Genomic DNA, 18,866 nt, shown 5'->3' with positions numbered 1-18,866 from the left:
GAAACAATGCCGCGCGGATCAGGGCGCATCGTCCTGCGGCGGTTGATACTCCAATGCCAAAGCCATGCGTAAAATGGCGGCTACCGGCTCGAAAAATTGCTCGGGGATGGTCTCGCCACAGGTCACACCGTGATGCAGCGCCCGCGCCAAGGCAATATTTTCCACCACCGGGATCCCTTGCTGCTCTGCCAGTTTGATAATTAAGGCCGCCCGCTCACCATGGCCCTTCTCAATCACCACCGGCAGCGGCGCGTCCTCAGGGTGATAAAGCAGACAGACGGCAAAATGGGTGGGGTTACGTACCACCGCCGTGGCGCGCTGAACATTTTTTGCGAAACTGCCACTTTGCACCTCTTGCTGCAACTGCCGACGTTTCTGCTTAATGTGCGGATCGCCGTCACTCTCTTTATACTCCCGCTTGACCTCCTCTAGAGACATTTTCAGCTGTTTCATGGTGTTGTAGCGCTGAAAAGCATAATCCATCAAAGAGAAAACCACGTAACAAGCAATCAGTGCGCCCAATAGCCAACTCATCAATGTGGCGAATACAGGGATGGCACATTGACTACCGCAGTAAGCCAGATAACCCAATGAGGGGGCATAGTGCATCAATAAATAGCCGAAAATCAGGGTGAGGACGCCCACTTTCAGCAGTGATTTGGTTAACTCAAACAGGCTGCGCAGTGAAAAAAGCTGCTTGGCGTTATTGATGGGATTGATATGTTCGCCTTTAAACTCCACCGCTTTGGTCGCCAATAGCGGCCCAACCTGCGCCAAACCAGAGAGGATGGTGACTAAAACCAGCGCGCCACCAAGTATTCCCATAATGTGGAGCAGCACCGCCAGACATTCACTGCCAATATGGGAAAGCGCCATGATCAGTGGCTGATGTAACTGCTCGATGGTGTCGCGAATAAGCACCTTGGCCTGTTCCACCAAGGTGTAACCCGTCAGCAGAAAGTAAGTGACCAGCACCACCAACTGTACGCCGGAGGTGATCTCAACACTCTTAATCACCTGCCCTTTTTCTCGCGCCTCTCTTAGGCGCTTAGCCGTCGGCTTTTCGTTCTTCTCGCTGCTCTCACCGCTCATCGGCGGCCTGACTTATCAGTGGCACCAGTGTGCTTAATTTCTGTTCGGTGTGGTTAATGCCGATCAAGTAGTGATGTAGCGCGTAAGGGAGGCTAATGAGTAGCAACAACAGTGCCAGTGCACTCTTAATCGGCATCGCCAGGAAGAAAACATTCAATTGCTGTGCCGAACGATTAATTAGCCCCAAGGATAAATCCGCTAACACCATCACCATCATCGCGGGTAGTGCAAAGCTCAGGCACAGCTCATACATCAGTTGCCACTCACTTTGTAGAAATGGCAGCATGGCCGATGAGGGATGAATACCACTGCCTATCGGCAGGGTGTCATAGGAGCCATAGAGCGCGCCCAGCACTAGATTGAACCCGCCGGAGATCAAAAACAGCACAGTCAATAGCTGGGTAAATAGCACGCCAAAAATGGAGGACTCCATGCCCATGCTGGGGTTGAACAGGGTCGACATCGTCGCGCCGCGCAAGGTATCAATCAGGAAACCCGCCATGTCGATGGCCCAGAAAGGTAAGGCGGCCACAAAGCCAATCATCACTCCAATCAGTAACTCAGCGCAGACCAGCCAAAACCACGCGCTAAGACTTTCGTGAGTCATGAGTGATGGGCTAAAAAAGAGGGGGGTAATGGGCAGGGCGATGGTGAAAATCAAGGCATTGCGCAATAAAGCACTGCCCAAACTGCGGGCGGTAAAGAGTGGCAAGATCAGCAACATGCCATAGGGGCGCATCATCGCCAACCCCAGCGCCCCGAGCCAATACACGAAATCATGCATATTAGGTCCGCATACTGGTGATTTGTAAAAAAGTCTGCTGGGTATAATTGAGCAATGTCGACCCCATCCAGTGATAGGTAAGCAGTAACGTGGCGGATACCGCCAGCAACTTAATCAAAAACTGTAAAGTCTGATCCTGAATTTGGGTGAGTGCCTGCAACAAACTGACAACTAACCCGACCACGGAGGCCACCACCACCACCGGCATCGACAGCAGCAGCACTATCCATAACAGCTGGGTCGCCAGATGAATAACAATGGCATTGCTCATTGCGACCGTCTCTGGAGGAGGGTCATAAGTAGGATCCTACCAACTGGCCCATCAGCAGCCCCCATCCATTAACGAGTATAAATATCAATAGTTTAAATGGCAGTGAAATGGTGATGGGTGACACCATCATCATGCCCATCGCCAGTAAAATATTGGAAACTATCAGATCTATCGCCACAAAGGGCAGGTAGAGCAACAGGCCGATTTTGAATGCTTCCGTCAGTTGGCTTAGGGTAAAGGCGGGCATTAATATCAGCAGTGAGCTGGGTTTTACGGTATCGCGAAAACGTTCTGGCCACTTGGTTTGGACGATATCGTTAAAAAAAGTGACTTGCTCAGCATCAGTATTGCGCTGCAAAAAATCACGATATGGCCCCAGCGCATGTTCATCAATATGTTTGAGTAACGCGCCGATGTCGTTGGGTAGCGGCTCATCCTGAAGGCGGGCATGTACATCTAATCCCACCGGCGCCATGATAAATATGGTCAATACCAGCGCCAGACCGTAAATGGCGATATTGGGGGGAACCTGCTGCACCCCCAATGCATTGCGCAGCAATGAAAAGACGATTGATAACTTGAGAAACGACGTCCCCATCACCACCAGCAGGGGGAGCAGTGATAGAAAAAAAAGCAGCAGAATCAATTGAGAGGACGAATTCAGTAACTCCATAGTCTGTTCCGCTGAAGCTGGCCTGTTGAGTTAAAAATGAGTTCCCACAGTATTATTGTTGTCTATCCTCCCAGGAATCAGGTCATGACCTGAAAACACCGCTGTAACGTCAAGGCCGCAGGAAGTACCCAAAGTCATTGGCGTTACAGCAAGGCAGCAAATGAACAAGTCCCGATGAGCTTACTCCAGTAAGTGATTCGGGCGCGTGAATGCCGCTAACACCGCTGTAGCGTCAAGGCCGCAGGGTAAGGTGCCATTGATCGATCCTAACCACCAAATCCTCACCACAACGCAACAAACTCCCACTCCCGACTGGCTGCCCATTGAGGCGAATATTGACCTCCCCGTAGACGCTGGCCTGGCAATTTAGTGTTTGCCCGACAGCCAGCTGTTTTATCTCTCCTAGCGGCACTGCTATCCGCCCAATTTCCATTACCAGAGTTTGCGGTAAATGGTCGAGCACCAGGGTTTGCGGCTCCTTAGGTAGCGCGGTGGTATCGAGTGCCAGCATGTGGTCGATATCGTCATTAATCTGCTGAATGGTCATTTGGTTCCCCTCCTCCAGCTTGATATAAATCTGCGGCGAGGCCATTTGCCATAACCAGCAGTTTCCTTGTTCTAACGCGGCGGCGGCGGCAACCCGCACCCCATCACCGGGTTTGAGTTGCTGCAATTGGCTCAGTGATAAGCGGCACCAGCCCACCAGCAAACTGGCCTGCCACTGCATATCTTGCGGTGGAGCCTGCTCGCCCTGCCACTCAGATAAAGTGTCAGCCAATGCCGTCAGCGGCCAATCAAGCAGCACCGCACTCAGTGGCTCTCCCTCCAGCTCGAACGCCAGTGTCACCGCCCATTGGCTTAACAGCGTCATTGGCTGTGGGAGTTGGCTGTGGATAACCAGCTCCGGCAGTGGGGTCAACAGCGGGTTGAGCGCCCAATTCGCCATGGCAACCACCAGTTCGCTTGCCAGAAGCTGGGGATCATCCGTCGCCAGTGACGAGGCCAGCCAGTTTTGCCAGCAGGCGCGAGAGAGCCAAATACCGCAGGCTTGGTCACCATAGTTCAGCGGCAGATAGACCCCCTCGCCCTCGGTCAGCATCAAGGTGGCCGTCACCCCAGCACTCTGTCGCCCGCGACCAATCATCGCGCTCAGTTGGCGCAACTCAGCCGTCAGACACGCCAGCATCAGTGACCTCCAGCAAGCAGGGGAAACCCAAGGTATGTAGCTGTCGCTGCCAGCGCGCCTGCATCCGCTGTAAACGTGCAACAAGGTCAGGATTGGTGTGGCTGAGCACAATGTTCAGGCCGTGGGTAGCCAGAGTGACGCTAACCCGAGTGCCGGAGAGTGGCCCGCTGACAATGCCGTACTCTGCCTGCATCGGGTTGCCGCCCCTCGCCGAAGCAATGGCATTGGCCATCGTTTGCGAGGATCGCAATCGTGGTGGCAGATAGCGAGCAAACTGCTGCTGTTGCCGCTCACTGCCTAAACGCGGCTGATCGCCCCTAAAATGGTCCGTGCTGAGCAGTGATAGTGCGCCTTCAATATCGATTCGACTCATGGTTAATTAGCATCCCTAACTTCTCTTGTTCACGTTGATTACGCCGTAACAGCACCTGTTGTGCCTCAATTGCAGCCAGTTGTTGCTGCCCCAGCAGCACCCATTCGCCAATCTGTTTTTGCCGCTGCCGCTCCGCCTGATACAACTCATGTTGCCGCTCTCGCTGCGCACTGGCTTGCGCGGGCAGTAAGTTACCGCGCCACTGCGCCAGTTTTTGTAGCTGCTGACATAGCTGCTGCCGTTCGCGGCGACAATCCGCTAATTGCTGTTCCCGCTGCTGATACACCTGCCGCAGCTGGACCAATTGCTGGCGCAATCGCCGCTCTTTGTGTTGCCGCAGCACTAGCAGGCGCTGCAACATCACTAACTGCGGATTTTTTAGCCCAGCGCCTGTGCGAGTTGCGCGAGTGTGCTGCTGAGGCTGACGGCGTCGGGATTGCACGATAGGCGGTTCTCCTGTTGCAAAAAGGCACAGATGGTGGGGTAGCGCGCGAGTGCCTCATCGGCCTGCGGGTCATCTCCGGCCTGATATTCACCTACCCGCACCAGCAGTTCTATCTCCTGATAGCAGGCCTGCATTCGCCGCAGTTTTTGCGCCAGTGCCAAATGTTCGTCAGTGACAATGTGCGGCATGATGCGGCTGACACTGGCAGCAATATCAATCGCCGGATAGTGGCCCGCCCCCGCCAGTTTCCGCGAGAGCACAATGTGCCCATCCAATAATGAGCGCACCTCATCAGCCACCGGCTCATTCATGTCATCCCCCTCCACCAGCACAGTGTAAAACGCGGTAATGCTGCCCTGTGCGCTATTGCCTGCCCGCTCTAAAAGCCGGGGTAACGCGGCAAAAACACTGGGGGGGAAACTGCCCGCTGCCGGTAGCTCCCCCGCCGCCAGACCAATCTCGCGGGCCGCGCGGGCATAGCGCGTTAGCGAATCCGCCATCAGCAGCACTTTTAGCCCGCGATCGCGGAAATATTCGGCGACTCGAGTGGCGGTATAGATACCTTTTAGCCGCTCCAGTGCCGGACGATCGGAGGTCGCCACCACCACTACCGTGCGGGCGCGCGCTTCGGGTGTCAGCACTTGATCCAGAAACTCCCGCACTTCGCGGCCGCGCTCACCAATCAGCGCCAGCACCATCACCTCCGCGCTGCTGCCAGCACATAGCATACTCAGCAAGGTGCTTTTTCCGACGCCCGCAGCGGCAAAAATGCCGACCCGCTGCCCTTCACCGCAGCTCAGGAGGCCATCCAGCGCGCGGATCCCGGTAGTGAGCAGGTGATCTATTGGCTGGCGGGCCAGCGGATCGGGCGGCGCGCTATCCAGCTCACACCAATGCCCGCGCAGTGGCGGACCGCTATCGATCGGCACACCCAAGCCATCCAGAATTCGCCCAAGCAAATCCGGCCCGGTACGGATACGATGGCTATGCCCAAGTGGGCGCACCCACTGGCCGCAGCGCAAGCCCGCAGGGGGGGCAAAGGGGGAGAGCAGCGCCGTTTGTTGCTCAATGGCGACCACTTCCGCTAGCATATCCGGCGATTCGATTTGGCACAGCTCCCCTAATGCCACGCCGGGAAGATGGGCGCGGACCAGAGTCGGGCCGACATCCAGTATTGGCCCGCGATACACCATGCCCTCTGGCGGAGAGGGTGCCAGGTGCAACTGTTGTTGTAACTGGGCGCTTAAATTTGCGATATCAGGTAGTTGCAGCAATTTCACCTCCTGGCCCCTCATCAAGCTCATCGCCGATAAGCTCAATGGTATCCACCACCCTGATATTCATCTCATCCCCCAGCTCCTGCCAGGAGAGCACCGGCAGCGTGAAAATATCCCGCTCAACAATTTTGCGCAGAAAACGCCGTATATCGATGGAGGTCAGCAGCACCGCATCACTGTTTTCAGCGAAGGCGGCGGTTATTTTGCCGAGGATCAGCCGCGAGTGTTTATTGTCCAGCGCGGAGTAGGTGCCTGCTGATGTCTGGCGAATCGACTCGCGGATCAAGTTCTCTGCCCCCTCCCCCAGCCGCAATACCGGTAACCAGGCGCTGTTTTTACTAAAGCGGGCACACACGTGGCGGCGTAGGGCGATGCGGACATATTCGGTCAGCATCACACTGTCCTTCTCTTTCGGTGCCCATGCGACCAGCGCACCGAAAATAGTGCGTAAATCGCGGATCGACACATCCTCTTCCACCAGCCGTTGCAGTATTTCAGCCACTTTCCCCACCGGCATCTGGCGCTGTAACTCTTTGACTAATTCACCGTAGCGCCCCTCCATGGCATCCATCAGATAGCGGGTCTCCTGCACGCCGATAAACTCAGCCGTATGGCGCTCAAGCACCCGCGTCAGGCAGTAAAGGGTGCGCTGATCCCCTTGCGCGTAAGGGATACCCAGGGTACTGGCGTGACTGCCCTGTTCGGCGGCCAGCCACTCAAAGCTGCCCATTTTTGCCCCCAACTTCTGGCTGCGCGTTGCTAATTGGCTGGTGGGTTGAACCAGTAACAGCTCATCGGAGGGGAGTGTCAGGGTCAAAACCGACTCCTGATAGAGGCGGATCGATAAGGTATTTTCAGCCAATGCCGGATCACGACGGATCATCACCTCCGGCAGCGGTACGCCAAGGTGCTCAAACCAGCGCCAGCGCAAGCCGTCAATATCTAGCCCCAGTTGGGGATAGTACAAATTGGGGGCGCAACAGAGTATTAGCGGCACCGCACCGGGGGTCATTTTATCGGCGGGTGCCGCCCCGCTCTCTTCGGCACTATCAGCCCCATGAGTGCGCCGGGTGGCGTGATTTTTGCGATAGAGTAAAAATGCGGGGGCCGCCACCAGCAGCGCCAGTGTGATAAAAATCAGGAAGGGGAAACCGGGTAGCAGGGCAAATACCGTCAGGATGCCCGCGGCTAGCCATAGGGCATCAGGTTGACGCCCTACCTGCACCGCCAAGTCTTTCGCCAGACTCTGCTTATTAGCACCGGGGACGCGGGTCACAATAATCCCGGCGGTGATCGAGATAAGCAATGACGGGATCTGGGCGCACAGGCCATCCCCCACGGAGAGCACCGCATAGGTGAGCATCGCCTGTTCCGCCGACATATTATGTTGCAGTACACCAATAGTGATGCCGCCAAAGATATTCACCAGAATGACAATGATCCCGGCAATCGCATCTCCTTTGACGAATTTCATCGCCCCGTCCATAGCACCAAACAGGCGGCTCTCTTTTTGTACTCGCTCCCGCAACCGACCCGCCTCGGCAGAGTCGATCACGCCAGCGCGCATATCGCCATCAATACTCATCTGTTTGCCCGGCATACCATCAAGCGAGAAGCGGGCGCTGACCTCCGCCACCCGCTCTGAACCTTTGGTGATCACGATAAACTGGACCACGGTGATGATGGTAAAAATGATCAATCCCACCGCCAGATTACCGCCGACCACAAACTGACCAAATGCTTCGACGATTTGCCCGGCATCATGCTGCAACAGCACCAGGCGCGTGGTACTGATGGTTAGCGCCAGCCGGTATAGGGTGGTGATCAGTAACAGCGAGGGGAAGACCGAGAATTCGAGCGGATCGCGCAGATAGATGGAGATCATCAGCAGGATGACTGAGAAGGCCAGATTTATGGCGATCAACACATCGACCATCACCGTGGGCAGTGGCAGGATCATCATAAAGATCGCCACCAATAACATCACCGCCAGAAAAATATCCTGCCGCGCAGTGATCATCATCAAACCGCGCTTGAGTGCGGACTCCCTCATGGGCACTCTCCCGGCAGTTGGCGCAACAAGGCACACTGTTGGCGATAAAGTTGATACCAAAATTCGGCCCCCGTCTGTGGGGGCGGCGAGCAACTGACCATGATGCCCGTTTTCAATAAGTAGATGCGCTGTGGCACACCATTAAATCGTTCGAGCCGCCAGCACTGCTGAAGCCGCAGTAGATCATCACTGTTATAGCGCCGATGTTGTAGACCGCAACTCAGCAGTAGGGCGGATGATCGCCACTCAAGAAAAACCACCCGCTGCGCTAACTGCCACTGCATACGAGTGGTGATGACCGAGCAGGGCAGCTCTGTCATGCGGGTAAATAGCTGTAGGTTACGGGTAACAACTAAATCCATCTCCATAACCAGTGTCCCATTAATACCCAATGTCAGTAATTAGCTTAATTTATTGATAAGTAGAGTAATGACAAGATACGAGGCTCACAGGTTTACGGCTATCGGGCGTTCGCCTGAAGTGTAAAATCAGATCTCCAGCAGTACCGCCAGAATTTGTGCTTGCTGCTCCTCATCGTTGAAACACTCGACCGGCATCAGCTTGAACAGCTCATAAAACCGGCGAATAAATCCCCGCCGCAAGTTGGCATCCGGGCCAGTTATCATCGCCACCCGTGGCGCTAGCCAGCTATTAAATAGCCAGGGCTGCCCCACCACTGCCAGCACTTCGCTGAGGATGGTATCCCCCGCCACCCCGCAGCTACTTCCCACACAGTTGCAGTGATCTTCCAGCCCAAGAAACATCAGCAAGCGGCGTAATTGGTCTAGGGTGGCAGCCAGACGCTCACCCTGTTTGGGCGGTGGCTGGCTGGCTAAATCAAAGGCCACGGCGCGCATCAAAACGCGGACACGTTGTTGGCGCTGCGGCCAGCGGCTGACCCGCTCGAACCACTCCGTGACCGACACTCCGCTCTGATGAATACTTTGCTGAAACAGCTGCTTTAGCGCGCCCAGTGAGCGGCTGCCTGCGCTGCCCAACTCCAGCAAACCAAATAGCTCTATCTCCCAGCCCTCACTCTCCAGTAGCGGCCCCAGTAATTGCGATAAACTGCGGCGGCGTAACGGATTGCCTTTGCAATTCGCCAGCAGGGTGGCGAGAAGTAAAATTTGCTGCCCTGCCGATAACCCCCCTTGCTGGAGTTTGCTGACCAGCAAGGCAATATCCAGATCCGGCGGAATGTTCTGCTGCAACAGGGCGCTGGCGCTGTCGGATAGCTGGGCTATCAACTTCACCAGTAACTGTTGGCGGCGCTGATTGCGCTCCTCGGCCTCAACCGATTTTTGATCTTTCAGCCGCGACCCCAGACTCAGCCCTATCTCCTCCAGCGTCTCCTCCATGCTCTCACCCAACACCGCCTGGCGGATCTCAAGCAACTCCTGGCTGGCTAAGGTCACCACCGAGTTAGCGGGGGTGACCTCCCCCGGTAAGGCCCCGTTTTCCGGCGAATGTTCGGCAACCGTGGCAGTTGAGACATTATTCGCAGTGATCATGAGTCGGCTCCTGCTGGGGTGGGGGTGCTAGCTGTAGCCAAAGAAAGAGTTGCGCTAAGTGGCGGCGAAGCGAGAAGCTGATTTGCAGTAGAGGTGAGGATAATTGCGCTTCATCCTCAGCCAGGCACTCATCCCCGAGACAAGGCACTCGCCCCCCAAGCGCGACGGTTACCGCCGAAAGGTGCTGTGGGTGAACCCGCAAAACCAGGCCATCCTGGTGCCCCAGCGCCTCCACTTGCCCCCGCAGATGCTGGATCAGAATCTGATCCACGGCTTGTTGACCGGCCCACGCGGTAACCACCGAAGTGATCGCCGTTAAGATCTGCTGACGAGCCTGAGTCACCAGCGAAGAGGCCAATTGGTCGGCGGTCACTAACCAACGAATATGCCGCGCCAGCACATCAGCTTCGATCTGGCTACGGGTCTGATCAATCAACTGCTCCGCCTGCTGCTCTGCCTGCGCCAATAGTTGCGCTTTCTCGGCGCGAGCTGCCTGTAGTATCTCCGCCGCCTGCCTGTGGGCGTCAGACAAAATATCGCGACACTGCGCCATTTCTTGCAACTGTGCGGCGGGGATAATCACGCCCGCCGGCAGTGGGTAATCGAGCACCTCGACCCTGAGATGAAAAGGATTCACAGCAAACGCTCCAGTCGGGCTAACCAATGTTCAGCCGAGAGCAATAACGCCGCAGGGAGTGAGAGTGCACGGGGCTGGGGCGGTAACTGAATAGAGATGGCCCGCCAGACCACTTCGTCATGACGAACCTGATGCGCGAGACTATGCCCAAAGCGCAATGCGGCACTGGGCAGCAGTTGGGGGCTTAATCTGGCCGGAAGATGGCCGCGATAGCCCAGCCCCATCAGCTGCCGAATGTTTCCCTCATTCAACAGCGGTAAAAACCCCTCACGGTAGTGGCGCAGGCGCAGATACTCATCACATTGCAGGTGCACTAACCCCAGCGCCATACAGCGAGATAATAACTGTTGATGCCCGGCCATTTGGTACTGTTGCTGCTGGCTCAATGTGGCAGGCAATGGATGTTCGGGAAATTTTCGCTGCCGAATTAGCGCGTGATTTAGGGCGTTATCCAGCACGTGATTGCGACCATAGTGGTAATATTCTGCCTTGACGCCCATTTTTTCCAGCCATAAAGGGTGGGCAAATTTAGCCGGTTGCCAGGCTAACTGATGTAGATGTCGGATATCAGTCGTTAGCGGCAATATCATCGTTTATTCCCTCCATTAGCCACTTATCGGCGCAAATAGCGCACCAAACCGGCCGTCGACAGCCCCACCAACAAAATCAGCAACGCACCTAAAACCATCTGCACCATTTCGCCATGGCGGAGCAACCATTGCAGCCCCCTCCCCATGCCACTTTGCGGCGGCGGGGTGGCACTAAATCGATAATTGGCAGGCTGCATCACCAGGCTAATCTGGGCGTAATCAATGCCCGGCACGGCATCGCGGATCAGGTTTTTGATTTGCGGCTGATAGATCAGCAAATTGACTTCAGGTGAATACTTGATAAACACTGAGGCGGCATGAGGAACGCTGCTTTTTCCGTCAGTTGGTGCGGGCATGGCGATAGTCACATCGGCATGGATCACCCCATCCATATGGCTCAACATGCTCTCCAGTTGCTGCTCTTTCAAATAGACCATTTTGGCCTGTTCCTGACCGGGTGAGGTCACCAGTTGATTCGAAGGAAATAACTCATCCACCGTGGTGAATTGCTGACGAGGAAAACCATTTTGCCGCAACAGTTCAACCGCGTTAATAAACTGGCTCTTATCAACACTCAAACTGACCGCCCCCCCTTTATCCGACTGTTTTTCGGCCTTAATTTGGTGCAGCATCAGTAACGCCAGCATCTGATTCGCTTCTCCCTCCGAAAGCCCGCTATACAGCTCCATACCACAGCCAGAGAGGGAGACCACAACCAGCCATGTCGCGACCATACGCCGCAGCTGTTTCATTGCATATTGACCAATTTGTTGATGTTTTGTCCGACAACTCCGGCTACTTTGGCTGTTAAATCAACAGCTAATGTGGCGTGCGTCCATTGTGACTGCATCACCAGCAATTGATCAGGCGACAGCATGGGAGCCGTGGGTTCAGCTTGTTGCATCAACTGCGCAAATTTGGCTATTTGTTGGGTATTAGCAGGCGGCTGCAACGAGGTACTCAGTGTTGTCGCAGCCTGAATAGCATCAATTTCCATGCAATAATCTCCTGTTGATCAAAATGTTACGACTCGGCACTGTTGTCAGCACCCGTCACTTCTTGCCCATTGTCATACCTTGTTGCAGTAAAACCAGCATCGCCTGTGCATCCTCTGACCGAGACGTTGCCAGTAATGCCAGGGCGTCATCCTGTTGATGTAGCCCGAATAGCAGCATCGCCTCACAGACCAGACGTACCGAGGGGTCGGGTATCAATTGAGGCAGGACATTAAGGATATTGCGGGCCTCGTCCAGTAAGCTGTGATTCACTCCAGCCAGGGCGGCTTCAACCACTAATTGGCGACAAGCTGCTGAAAGTAAAATCATATTTTGGCAATAATTCCGCTGGTCATATCTTTAATCCCCTTCATCAAGGCACTACTAAAGTTGATGTAAGACGAATACTGCTGCATGGCAAATTGCATTTTCAACATATGCTCAGGATCAGAAGGGTTGCCTGAGGCCATCTGGCTTTGGAAATCCTGGCCTATCTTATTGATACTCTGTGTCAATTCATTAACTAGCGCGTTTATATCCATCCAACCCCCTTACTCCATTAGCGAGCGCATATGGGACGGGCACTGCTGAAAACGGCGACGGAAACTATCAGAAAAATGGGCGTGATTGCTAAACCCACACTCCATGGCAATATCTGCCACCCGTAATCGTGTTGAGAGCAGCAGTTCGCAACCTTTTTTCAGCCGTTGATCCAGTAGCCACTGTTTGGCTGACATTCCGAACTTCTCGTAGAACAGAAAATTCAATTTACGGGTCGAAATCCCTAATTCATCGGCATAACGTGAAACTGTCCATGGATTGAGGCGATTCTTCTCAAAGAACTCCAATAATTCATTATTTGTCCCTACGATTGATTCTAATAATCGGGAGAAATAGACGGAATCCAAACCTAAACAGTAAAGGTAAATAAATCTTAATGCGGTGGTTCGTTCGATATTAAGCAATTGCTCAGCCGCCTCAATAATATCGTGGCTTACTGGCAATATTTTGTGGTGATCAGACATCTTACTGGGCAAACGGAACTTATTCGACGACACCATTTGGCTCGCGAGATCTTGATATATGGGTAAAAGATCAATGGAGTGGCACACTATTGAGATAAAAGCACTTTGCGAAAAAACAGATACCGTTGTCTGCTCATCAGCAACAACCAGATTACCTGCAGACACAGTGTGACACTCACCTTCGCGCCGTAATATTCCCTCTTGCCTAAATAGAATGAATTGTATTGTTTTCATTATATTCCTTAGGATGTTGCTAGCCTTAGACAAGATTGACAAATATTAGAATAAACAGGTATCCGGTTTAGACCTGAACTCTTAACAAAGCCATTTCTACCGATTATTTTTAAATAAAATGATTAACTTTATTATCCAACGATAGTAGTTAACTTACCCTCCAATAAGGCTATTTGATGGACGACCTCCTTTTCATTCTCAATTAGCTTATCTAAGGCACTTTCTATTTCATCATTATTATTACCTATCCAAGTGCTGAGTACACCCGTAGCGGCAGTACTCAGCATAGATGTCAATATGGGTGCATAATTCCTGGCGAGTAAACATACGCTACTATTAATCATTGGATGGATAACAAAACCAACAGCACCTAAAGCAACAAATATTCCCGTTTTAATCAAATACGAAGTGATGCGAGCAATTTTTTTTGCATTTGAGGGCGATACCTGGGCATTTTTAGCTAAAATAAAAACGAGCTGTTGTAGTGCGTCATTGCCCATTGTCAGTTCCGGTTTACCTTTGCTGGCACAATCCCAGTTATGATAAGCACAGGCTAAATTTGCAAGTGATGACACAAGATTCAATCCTGTCAGTACCGCGAGAGGGGCTGTAGTCCCCCCACTACAAACCGTCATCCCGACACTGACAGTAAAAGCAATTAAGGAAGCAGTCATCTCAATGATATTAATAAAAAATTGTTTTTTGGCCAGCTTAACTCTGGCACAGCATAATTCAGCTGATTTATTTTCCTGAATATCAAGAAGATAATTAATTTCTGTTGCGGATTCATTAGCAATTTCAAATTTACTAGGAGATGAGATATTTGGCTTTGTATTATTATCCACACTCTCTTCTGTCATTATAGATTGGGCAATATTTAGTTGAACGTTAACGCTACAAGCCCCGCTCATATTTTGCTCCTTCAATATTAACCATACCGACTGAGAGTCTGTTTTATATTCTATCCAATAGTTGTAAGGCTTTTTCAGCAGTAGGGGCGTATTCCGGATTCAGATAACTCATTTCAATGGCCGTTTGTAGCGCTTCTCTAGCATCGGCCCCCTTTCCCTGGGCCTGCAAACAGATAGCCATCTGGTAAACAGGATCAGGGTCTTTTGCCTCCAACAACAGGGCGCAAGCATAGGCACTCAGCGCTAACCCATACTCCTGCTGCATTTGCAGTGCTCCCGCTAATGCCAGATGGAATCGTGGCTCTAACGGGCAGTGTAATGTGAGCCAGGAAAAATCAGCCATCGCCGCGATATAGTCATCCGCGAGCCAGGCCTGATAACCGCGCGCATATATCTCCTGCACCTCCTGTTGGTTAACGGGCTGCTGAGTCTCCATCATATCTGAGTTAATAATACCTTGTTCTTTCAACACGCTATTTATTTGGCTACAGATAGCTTGTAAGTCGCCGATACTGACATCACCCATTTTGCCCCCATACTCTATTTCCTGGTGCTGACATCAAATAGTAGCCAATCATTACCCTCGATGTTTCTAATGAATGCACCTTTAGCCCTTAAAACCTTAACTAATCGATGTCGGATGAGTTGCAGTGCTGGATTGGCGATATTATCAATCACTAACATTCTGATGGTTGAAAGTTCGGTTATCCCTTTACCTAAATGATATAAGAAATTAAAGAGTTTTAAAAAATCACCGGGAAATTTATCGTTATTCATGGCCTCCAGATAACAAATAATAAGCTCGTTATGCTCAATACGATAAATAACCCGATAGCCATAAAGAGAAAACTCACTGCCTATCTTGATGGCACTTCTTTCAAAATAGGCAGTTTTAATCTTACAACCTTTATTACGTAACGCGAGTGTCATTGCATCCATACATTATAACTTCACGGCCATGGCGATTTGATTAATGATATTGGTGACGTCTTTACTTAGCTCCTTCGAACTTTGTCGGCTTTCACTCAGACTATTTTGTAATGCACTGATGCTTTTGGCATAAGATTGTGAGTTACTGTTTTGTAGATCACCGGTCATGCGGGATAATTCTGCATCGCGTGTCCACCCCCCCTCCCCAATTTTAAAGCCACCTTCACTGATTTTCCCAGCACCAGTGCCTGCGTGGCTGGCTAATTCGCCGAGGGGGGAGAGGCTGGCTACGCCGCCGGCAATACCGACTGAACCAGAAAGTAGAGCACTGCTCCCACTAAGTATGGATGCCTGGTACGTGTCGGCAATGGATTCGCGCTTCTGATTCATTGAATTTACTTGTAGATCCCAACCTAACTCTTGCTGTTTCTGGTTATAGGCGCTCAGTAAATCCCGCATTTTTTTAAACAATTCAAACATCTTAAAAATAACATCAGATAAAGAGGATAGAACATCGTCAATATTACTCTCGCGATAACTCTTCCCATCAACTGATGGCGTATTTTGCTCAAGTGCTTTTATTCCGTGACTGACTGAAATCCCCATAACTACCTCCGCTAAATTAATGAGTTGGCAATTTTTGTCTGCAACATACCATTCTGATGAATGTTATCGTTTAGCTGACCCACTGTTTCTTGTGCATCATGAGAAATATCTTTTAGTTGTGTCGTTTGCTGCTGCTTATTTTTTTCTACCCACTCATCCATAAATTGGGTGAACTCCTGATTAAGCAGTAACTGTTCAATCTCTTTTTGCAGACCCGACTTTTGAATAGACAACTGCCCACTATTGATTTGGCTGACACCTTGAGTACATTTTTGCAGGATCAGTAATGGTGAAGTCGCGATATCTTTTATTATTTGTTTGATCATTTTTTTCATAATGGCTTTGGTACATTGCTGTTCAAACTCTTCTGCTGTCAATGTGATACCCTTCTTCATCACCTCCTGCACCAATGTTTTGGTGGCATCTTTTACCAACCTCTCTACACCTGCGTGAGTAAAAGATTTGGTGATATTGCGCGCCAAGGTCATTTCCGTTTCAATCGCCTGTTTAGCCGCCGCAGAAGCCATATCTCTGGCCTCAACCATCTCAATCTCCCCCCCTTGCATGGCCACCTCGGTGCTAACCTGCTTGCTGACATCCTTGGCAAACTGTTCGATCAAAGGCTCTATCTCTTCGCCAACACCACTCTTAATCGCATCGAGCAGCACTTCACTGCTACCCGCTTTCAGTACATCACCCGCCCCTTTGGTGACTACGCGGGCCGCATTAATTGCGCGGCCAGCTTGAAACAGATCAACCGCCATCGCAAAACATTCACAACCCAGCTGAACCTTTCCTGCAACATCAATCACTTCCTGGCATTTCTCTTTCGATGCCCCTAATAGCATCGCCGTTTCTGCTGCCGCTTTGACCAGCCCGGCAGTGCCCGCCGCCAGATAGGCAGCACCAGAAGCCAATGCCACCGGGTTACCGGTTAATACCCCTTCGGCAACCTTGATTGCACCATAAATCACCTCAACCGCGCCGATAAACCAATCGCATACTGCATTGAAAATGCCGGCTTTTTTGGCCTTATCTGCCTGCTCAACAGCTTTATCAATCTGTTGTTGATAGTCGGCAACACGCTTATCACGCAGAAAAGTTTGCACCTCTGCGGCGCGTTCCATCTGCTTGCTAATTGATTGACACAAATCAGAAAAAACGCCCAGATTCAGGTTACCCGCCATCGCAATGATGAGTTGCATATCGGTGCTCGCGAGTCGATCGAGGTGTAATCGGTCATCCCCTCCCTTTTTTGCACCAGACTGCGGCAAAGAAACCAGCAAACGATCCAATGCGGCCTGGGCTTTTTGTTGCGTAACTTTGGGTGACGTTATATTGCAATCCACCGATGGCGGTAGCCCCGCGATCGCTCGCCAATCTGGCATTGTAGCCAGTGATACAGCTGTAGTTTTCCCTGCTATTGCCATGGCCCCATTAACCGTCGGAGCTATTTTTAATGAAATAGGGTTAGACATGTCGCACCTCCAGTAATAAAGCGGCCAAGCCTCGTTCAGCTTGTTGCTTTATATGCGCCAGTTCTGGATTGGTATGGCACCAATTTAATGCTGTTCGGAAAGCTTTTTCAGCATAAGCGGCATTACCACAGGCTAAATAGCACTCTCCTGCCGAACATGATGGGCGTGGATTATCTATCTGAATCTGCCCTGCACGGCTGAAACAATAAATCGCCTGATGAAAATCAGCGGTTTGTTGATAGCACAAACCTAATGTCATCCAATAAGCGAAATTCCAATGGTCAAACCGTACCAGCAAATTTAATAATCGTTTGGCACTGTCGTACTCCCCTCCCTGACAAAGTTGTACGGTATATTCATAAAGTAACGCCAGATCCTCTGGGGCCATGTTGGCCAGCATATGCAGCGAACCTCCACGCCTCATAAAATTAAGCACTACATCAGTGGGTTGAATATTCATTTATACCGTCCTTAAAACTATGATCCCTATAGCTATGATCCTTACAACAACAGTCTTAATTAGCAGAAATTCCGGGAAATAGTCATCAGTAAATCTTTTAAGCCAGATTGCAATGTGCTGATGTTATTGGCACAAACGTTATAACTCTGCATCAATTTCTGTAATTGCAACTGATCCTGAGTCATAGAGTCGGTCGCACTGGTTTTCGCATTATCTAATGCCCCCTTCACTGCCTCTAATTCCCCTTTACCCAATGTTGGGCCATTTTTCTTTAAATAATCATCAATACTCATGCCATCAACTTTAATGCCATTTTCTCGCATAAACTTGATAACTGAATCAGGTAGTGGCTCTCTGGTTTTATCATCACCTTTCGAGGCTTTAGCAATCACTTCATCGACCTGATTGGCATTATCTTGTACATCACGAGCATATTTTGAGCGGGACTGCATCCCTTTAAAATCAGTCGCGGCAAGGTTTTTAAGTACATCAAGAAATGAGTAAAGGACGCTCAAACCCTGACTAAAAATATCGTCAGCATCATTACTGGCATCAGGAGAGGAACTTTTCCCTACGTCATAGCCAGATGACTTGGTTGGATGAGTTGAAAAATGTTCTGGGATAGGCGTTTTATATATACTGGTTGACATATATACTCTCCAATATTCAAAGAATAAATCGCTGCGGTTGGGCTATTAACTACAGGTTTTCACCTGAATTGATATTTTTAAACTGCGTCTCCAGTTGCTTAAATTGCATTGTCATTTGTGAAATACAGGCCGTCATTTTAGCTTTTTCTTGCGTCAATCCATTAGGGAAAGCAGCATCTAGGCGGCATAATATTTCCTGTGCGCTAATATCATTATTAACTCGTTCTTTTAATAGCTCAATTTGCTGCTGATAATCTTTTAGTTTACTAAAGTCAGAAGATAATTTATTATATCTTCCTTGAAGATCAGCTAGCATATATTGAATAGGATCGTTTTCATTCATAATACGCACCTTTTGATAGTTTCTAACCATTGAACACATTCTTACCTATCCACTCCCTCCTGTCTTTTGTATTTACATACTTACTTTAAGAAACAAACATGTAAATTAATTTTAGTGACCATAACGAATAACTAAGGTTTCAATAATTTTTTCGACACTACTCAGTGCCAATTTTATATCATTAAGATATTTATAGTTATCAGGTATTTGCTGTAGAGATAATTGATACTCAATAATTAATTTTTCCTTCCTCAGTAACTCTCTCTTCTGCTGAATGTTTTTAGATTTAGACTTAATGTCATCTTCCAACTCAGTAATATGTTGCATTCGCTCAGCGCCTTA

The 18,866-nt window shown here is 50.6% G+C and carries 27 protein-coding genes; all 27 read right to left on the bottom strand.

Annotated elements, in window-relative coordinates; translation table 11 throughout:
- Nucleotides 1-18: 18 nt before the first annotated feature.
- The 27 genes from AACW11_RS04530 to AACW11_RS04400 all read right to left on the bottom strand — a co-directional run bounded on the left by AACW11_RS04530 (nt 19) and on the right by AACW11_RS04400 (nt 18,851).
- A complete protein-coding gene (locus AACW11_RS04530) occupies nt 19-1,092 on the bottom strand; it encodes an EscU/YscU/HrcU family type III secretion system export apparatus switch protein (protein WP_212586138.1) in 1,074 nt (357 codons plus the stop codon).
- Complete coding sequence (locus AACW11_RS04525; protein WP_212586137.1) at nt 1,082-1,876, bottom strand: EscT/YscT/HrcT family type III secretion system export apparatus protein; 795 nt, start codon at nt 1,874-1,876, stop codon at nt 1,082-1,084. Before AACW11_RS04525 ends, AACW11_RS04530 begins: the two co-directional genes overlap by 11 nt.
- Before the next feature lies 1 nt (nt 1,877).
- Nucleotides 1,878-2,147: an EscS/YscS/HrcS family type III secretion system export apparatus protein gene (locus AACW11_RS04520; RefSeq protein WP_212586136.1), complete on the bottom strand. Its 270-nt coding sequence runs from the start codon at nt 2,145-2,147 to the stop codon at nt 1,878-1,880.
- Nucleotides 2,148-2,169: 22 nt separating this feature from the next.
- On the bottom strand, nt 2,170-2,820 hold the full coding sequence (gene sctR, locus AACW11_RS04515) for a type III secretion system export apparatus subunit SctR (protein WP_212586135.1): 651 nt from the start codon (nt 2,818-2,820) through the stop codon (nt 2,170-2,172).
- A gap of 232 nt (nt 2,821-3,052) precedes the next feature.
- Nucleotides 3,053-4,006, bottom strand: coding sequence for a YscQ/HrcQ family type III secretion apparatus protein (locus tag AACW11_RS04510; protein ID WP_212586134.1), 954 nt, complete (start codon nt 4,004-4,006; stop codon nt 3,053-3,055).
- A complete protein-coding gene (locus AACW11_RS04505) occupies nt 3,984-4,379 on the bottom strand; it encodes a hypothetical protein (protein ID WP_212586133.1) in 396 nt (131 codons plus the stop codon). Before AACW11_RS04505 ends, AACW11_RS04510 begins: the two co-directional genes overlap by 23 nt.
- A complete protein-coding gene (locus AACW11_RS04500; protein ID WP_212586171.1) occupies nt 4,360-4,740 on the bottom strand; it encodes a type III secretion protein in 381 nt (126 codons plus the stop codon). The genes AACW11_RS04505 and AACW11_RS04500 overlap by 20 nt, the downstream gene beginning before the upstream one ends.
- A 17-nt stretch (nt 4,741-4,757) precedes the next feature.
- Nucleotides 4,758-6,095, bottom strand: a complete 1,338-nt coding sequence (locus tag AACW11_RS04495; protein WP_212586170.1) for an EscN/YscN/HrcN family type III secretion system ATPase — start codon at nt 6,093-6,095, stop codon at nt 4,758-4,760.
- Entirely contained in the window at nt 6,082-8,154 is a 2,073-nt protein-coding gene (locus AACW11_RS04490) for an EscV/YscV/HrcV family type III secretion system export apparatus protein (RefSeq protein WP_212586132.1), read from the bottom strand. The genes AACW11_RS04495 and AACW11_RS04490 overlap by 14 nt, the downstream gene beginning before the upstream one ends.
- Entirely contained in the window at nt 8,151-8,522 is a 372-nt protein-coding gene (locus AACW11_RS04485) for a type III secretion system protein (RefSeq protein WP_212586131.1), read from the bottom strand. Before AACW11_RS04485 ends, AACW11_RS04490 begins: the two co-directional genes overlap by 4 nt.
- A gap of 120 nt (nt 8,523-8,642) precedes the next feature.
- Nucleotides 8,643-9,665 (bottom strand): TyeA family type III secretion system gatekeeper subunit, encoded by a 1,023-nt coding sequence (locus tag AACW11_RS04480; RefSeq protein WP_212586130.1) that lies wholly within the window; start codon nt 9,663-9,665, stop codon nt 8,643-8,645.
- Nucleotides 9,649-10,302: a type III secretion system stator protein SctL gene (sctL, locus tag AACW11_RS04475; RefSeq protein WP_212586129.1), complete on the bottom strand. Its 654-nt coding sequence runs from the start codon at nt 10,300-10,302 to the stop codon at nt 9,649-9,651. Before sctL ends, AACW11_RS04480 begins: the two co-directional genes overlap by 17 nt.
- Nucleotides 10,299-10,892: a type III secretion system domain-containing protein gene (locus tag AACW11_RS04470; protein ID WP_212586128.1), complete on the bottom strand. Its 594-nt coding sequence runs from the start codon at nt 10,890-10,892 to the stop codon at nt 10,299-10,301. Before AACW11_RS04470 ends, sctL begins: the two co-directional genes overlap by 4 nt.
- A gap of 23 nt (nt 10,893-10,915) precedes the next feature.
- Complete coding sequence (sctJ, locus tag AACW11_RS04465) at nt 10,916-11,644, bottom strand: type III secretion system inner membrane ring lipoprotein SctJ (RefSeq protein ID WP_212586127.1); 729 nt, start codon at nt 11,642-11,644, stop codon at nt 10,916-10,918.
- A complete protein-coding gene (sctI, locus tag AACW11_RS04460) occupies nt 11,641-11,889 on the bottom strand; it encodes a type III secretion system inner rod subunit SctI (RefSeq protein ID WP_212586126.1) in 249 nt (82 codons plus the stop codon). The genes sctJ and sctI overlap by 4 nt, the downstream gene beginning before the upstream one ends.
- 55 nt (nt 11,890-11,944) lie before the next feature.
- Entirely contained in the window at nt 11,945-12,217 is a 273-nt protein-coding gene (locus tag AACW11_RS04455) for an EscG/YscG/SsaH family type III secretion system needle protein co-chaperone (RefSeq protein ID WP_212586125.1), read from the bottom strand.
- Nucleotides 12,214-12,429 carry a type III secretion system needle filament subunit SctF gene (gene sctF / locus AACW11_RS04450; protein ID WP_005278146.1) on the bottom strand — a complete coding sequence of 72 codons (216 nt, stop codon included), beginning with the start codon at nt 12,427-12,429 and terminating at the stop codon, nt 12,214-12,216. The genes AACW11_RS04455 and sctF overlap by 4 nt, the downstream gene beginning before the upstream one ends.
- A gap of 9 nt (nt 12,430-12,438) precedes the next feature.
- Entirely contained in the window at nt 12,439-13,146 is a 708-nt protein-coding gene (locus tag AACW11_RS04445; RefSeq protein ID WP_212586124.1) for a helix-turn-helix domain-containing protein, read from the bottom strand.
- A gap of 131 nt (nt 13,147-13,277) precedes the next feature.
- Entirely contained in the window at nt 13,278-14,057 is a 780-nt protein-coding gene (locus AACW11_RS04440; RefSeq protein ID WP_212586123.1) for a hypothetical protein, read from the bottom strand.
- Nucleotides 14,058-14,100: 43 nt separating this feature from the next.
- Entirely contained in the window at nt 14,101-14,583 is a 483-nt protein-coding gene (locus AACW11_RS04435; protein ID WP_212586122.1) for a SycD/LcrH family type III secretion system chaperone, read from the bottom strand.
- A gap of 14 nt (nt 14,584-14,597) precedes the next feature.
- A complete protein-coding gene (locus tag AACW11_RS04430) occupies nt 14,598-14,996 on the bottom strand; it encodes a pathogenicity island 2 effector protein SseE (RefSeq protein ID WP_212586121.1) in 399 nt (132 codons plus the stop codon).
- Between the two features lie 3 nt (nt 14,997-14,999).
- Complete coding sequence (locus AACW11_RS04425) at nt 15,000-15,593, bottom strand: chemotaxis protein (protein ID WP_212586120.1); 594 nt, start codon at nt 15,591-15,593, stop codon at nt 15,000-15,002.
- Between the two features lie 11 nt (nt 15,594-15,604).
- Nucleotides 15,605-17,071: a type III secretion system translocon subunit SctE gene (gene sctE, locus AACW11_RS04420; RefSeq protein WP_212586119.1), complete on the bottom strand. Its 1,467-nt coding sequence runs from the start codon at nt 17,069-17,071 to the stop codon at nt 15,605-15,607.
- On the bottom strand, nt 17,064-17,531 hold the full coding sequence (locus AACW11_RS04415; protein ID WP_212586118.1) for a SycD/LcrH family type III secretion system chaperone: 468 nt from the start codon (nt 17,529-17,531) through the stop codon (nt 17,064-17,066). Before AACW11_RS04415 ends, sctE begins: the two co-directional genes overlap by 8 nt.
- Nucleotides 17,532-17,590: 59 nt before the next feature.
- Nucleotides 17,591-18,181, bottom strand: coding sequence for a chemotaxis protein (locus tag AACW11_RS04410; protein ID WP_212586117.1), 591 nt, complete (start codon nt 18,179-18,181; stop codon nt 17,591-17,593).
- Nucleotides 18,182-18,230: 49 nt separating this feature from the next.
- The gene (locus tag AACW11_RS04405; RefSeq protein WP_212586116.1) at nt 18,231-18,524 is read right to left on the bottom strand and encodes a chromosome partitioning protein ParA; all 294 of its coding nucleotides are present in this window, start codon (nt 18,522-18,524) and stop codon (nt 18,231-18,233) included.
- A gap of 111 nt (nt 18,525-18,635) precedes the next feature.
- Nucleotides 18,636-18,851 (bottom strand): EscE/YscE/SsaE family type III secretion system needle protein co-chaperone, encoded by a 216-nt coding sequence (locus AACW11_RS04400; RefSeq protein WP_212586115.1) that lies wholly within the window; start codon nt 18,849-18,851, stop codon nt 18,636-18,638.
- Between the last annotated feature and the right edge of the window lie 15 nt (nt 18,852-18,866).

Source organism: Yersinia sp. Marseille-Q3913, assembly GCF_963892745.1.
Taxonomy (GTDB): Bacteria; Pseudomonadota; Gammaproteobacteria; order Enterobacterales; family Enterobacteriaceae; genus Yersinia; species Yersinia bercovieri.
Note: the sequence above shows the minus strand (reverse complement) of the source record. Positions and strands in the feature narration are given on the sequence as shown.

Excerpts from the sequence above, each read along its gene's own strand:
- AACW11_RS04430 (WP_212586121.1), bottom strand. The coding sequence starts at position 14,996 with ATGGATGCAATGACACTCGCGTTACGTAATAAAGGTTGTAAGATTAAA.
- AACW11_RS04445 (WP_212586124.1), bottom strand. The coding sequence starts at position 13,146 with ATGAAAACAATACAATTCATTCTATTTAGGCAAGAGGGAATATTACGG.
- AACW11_RS04510 (WP_212586134.1), bottom strand. The coding sequence starts at position 4,006 with ATGCTGGCGTGTCTGACGGCTGAGTTGCGCCAACTGAGCGCGATGATT.
- AACW11_RS04530 (WP_212586138.1), bottom strand. The coding sequence starts at position 1,092 with ATGAGCGGTGAGAGCAGCGAGAAGAACGAAAAGCCGACGGCTAAGCGC.
- AACW11_RS04400 (WP_212586115.1), bottom strand. The coding sequence starts at position 18,851 with ATGCAACATATTACTGAGTTGGAAGATGACATTAAGTCTAAATCTAAA.
- AACW11_RS04415 (WP_212586118.1), bottom strand. The coding sequence starts at position 17,531 with ATGAATATTCAACCCACTGATGTAGTGCTTAATTTTATGAGGCGTGGA.
- sctJ (WP_212586127.1), bottom strand. The coding sequence starts at position 11,644 with ATGAAACAGCTGCGGCGTATGGTCGCGACATGGCTGGTTGTGGTCTCC.
- AACW11_RS04435 (WP_212586122.1), bottom strand. The coding sequence starts at position 14,583 with ATGGGTGATGTCAGTATCGGCGACTTACAAGCTATCTGTAGCCAAATA.
- sctI (WP_212586126.1), bottom strand. The coding sequence starts at position 11,889 with ATGGAAATTGATGCTATTCAGGCTGCGACAACACTGAGTACCTCGTTG.
- AACW11_RS04490 (WP_212586132.1), bottom strand. The coding sequence starts at position 8,154 with ATGAGGGAGTCCGCACTCAAGCGCGGTTTGATGATGATCACTGCGCGG.
- AACW11_RS04425 (WP_212586120.1), bottom strand. The coding sequence starts at position 15,593 with ATGGGGATTTCAGTCAGTCACGGAATAAAAGCACTTGAGCAAAATACG.
- sctE (WP_212586119.1), bottom strand. The coding sequence starts at position 17,071 with ATGTCTAACCCTATTTCATTAAAAATAGCTCCGACGGTTAATGGGGCC.
- sctR (WP_212586135.1), bottom strand. The coding sequence starts at position 2,820 with ATGGAGTTACTGAATTCGTCCTCTCAATTGATTCTGCTGCTTTTTTTT.
- AACW11_RS04480 (WP_212586130.1), bottom strand. The coding sequence starts at position 9,665 with ATGATCACTGCGAATAATGTCTCAACTGCCACGGTTGCCGAACATTCG.
- AACW11_RS04410 (WP_212586117.1), bottom strand. The coding sequence starts at position 18,181 with ATGTCAACCAGTATATATAAAACGCCTATCCCAGAACATTTTTCAACT.
- AACW11_RS04455 (WP_212586125.1), bottom strand. The coding sequence starts at position 12,217 with ATGATTTTACTTTCAGCAGCTTGTCGCCAATTAGTGGTTGAAGCCGCC.
- AACW11_RS04500 (WP_212586171.1), bottom strand. The coding sequence starts at position 4,740 with ATGTTGCAGCGCCTGCTAGTGCTGCGGCAACACAAAGAGCGGCGATTG.
- AACW11_RS04525 (WP_212586137.1), bottom strand. The coding sequence starts at position 1,876 with ATGCATGATTTCGTGTATTGGCTCGGGGCGCTGGGGTTGGCGATGATG.
- AACW11_RS04470 (WP_212586128.1), bottom strand. The coding sequence starts at position 10,892 with ATGATATTGCCGCTAACGACTGATATCCGACATCTACATCAGTTAGCC.
- AACW11_RS04505 (WP_212586133.1), bottom strand. The coding sequence starts at position 4,379 with ATGAGTCGAATCGATATTGAAGGCGCACTATCACTGCTCAGCACGGAC.
- sctF (WP_005278146.1), bottom strand. The coding sequence starts at position 12,429 with ATGGATATAAACGCGCTAGTTAATGAATTGACACAGAGTATCAATAAG.
- AACW11_RS04405 (WP_212586116.1), bottom strand. The coding sequence starts at position 18,524 with ATGAATGAAAACGATCCTATTCAATATATGCTAGCTGATCTTCAAGGA.
- AACW11_RS04520 (WP_212586136.1), bottom strand. The coding sequence starts at position 2,147 with ATGAGCAATGCCATTGTTATTCATCTGGCGACCCAGCTGTTATGGATA.
- AACW11_RS04485 (WP_212586131.1), bottom strand. The coding sequence starts at position 8,522 with ATGGAGATGGATTTAGTTGTTACCCGTAACCTACAGCTATTTACCCGC.
- AACW11_RS04440 (WP_212586123.1), bottom strand. The coding sequence starts at position 14,057 with ATGAGCGGGGCTTGTAGCGTTAACGTTCAACTAAATATTGCCCAATCT.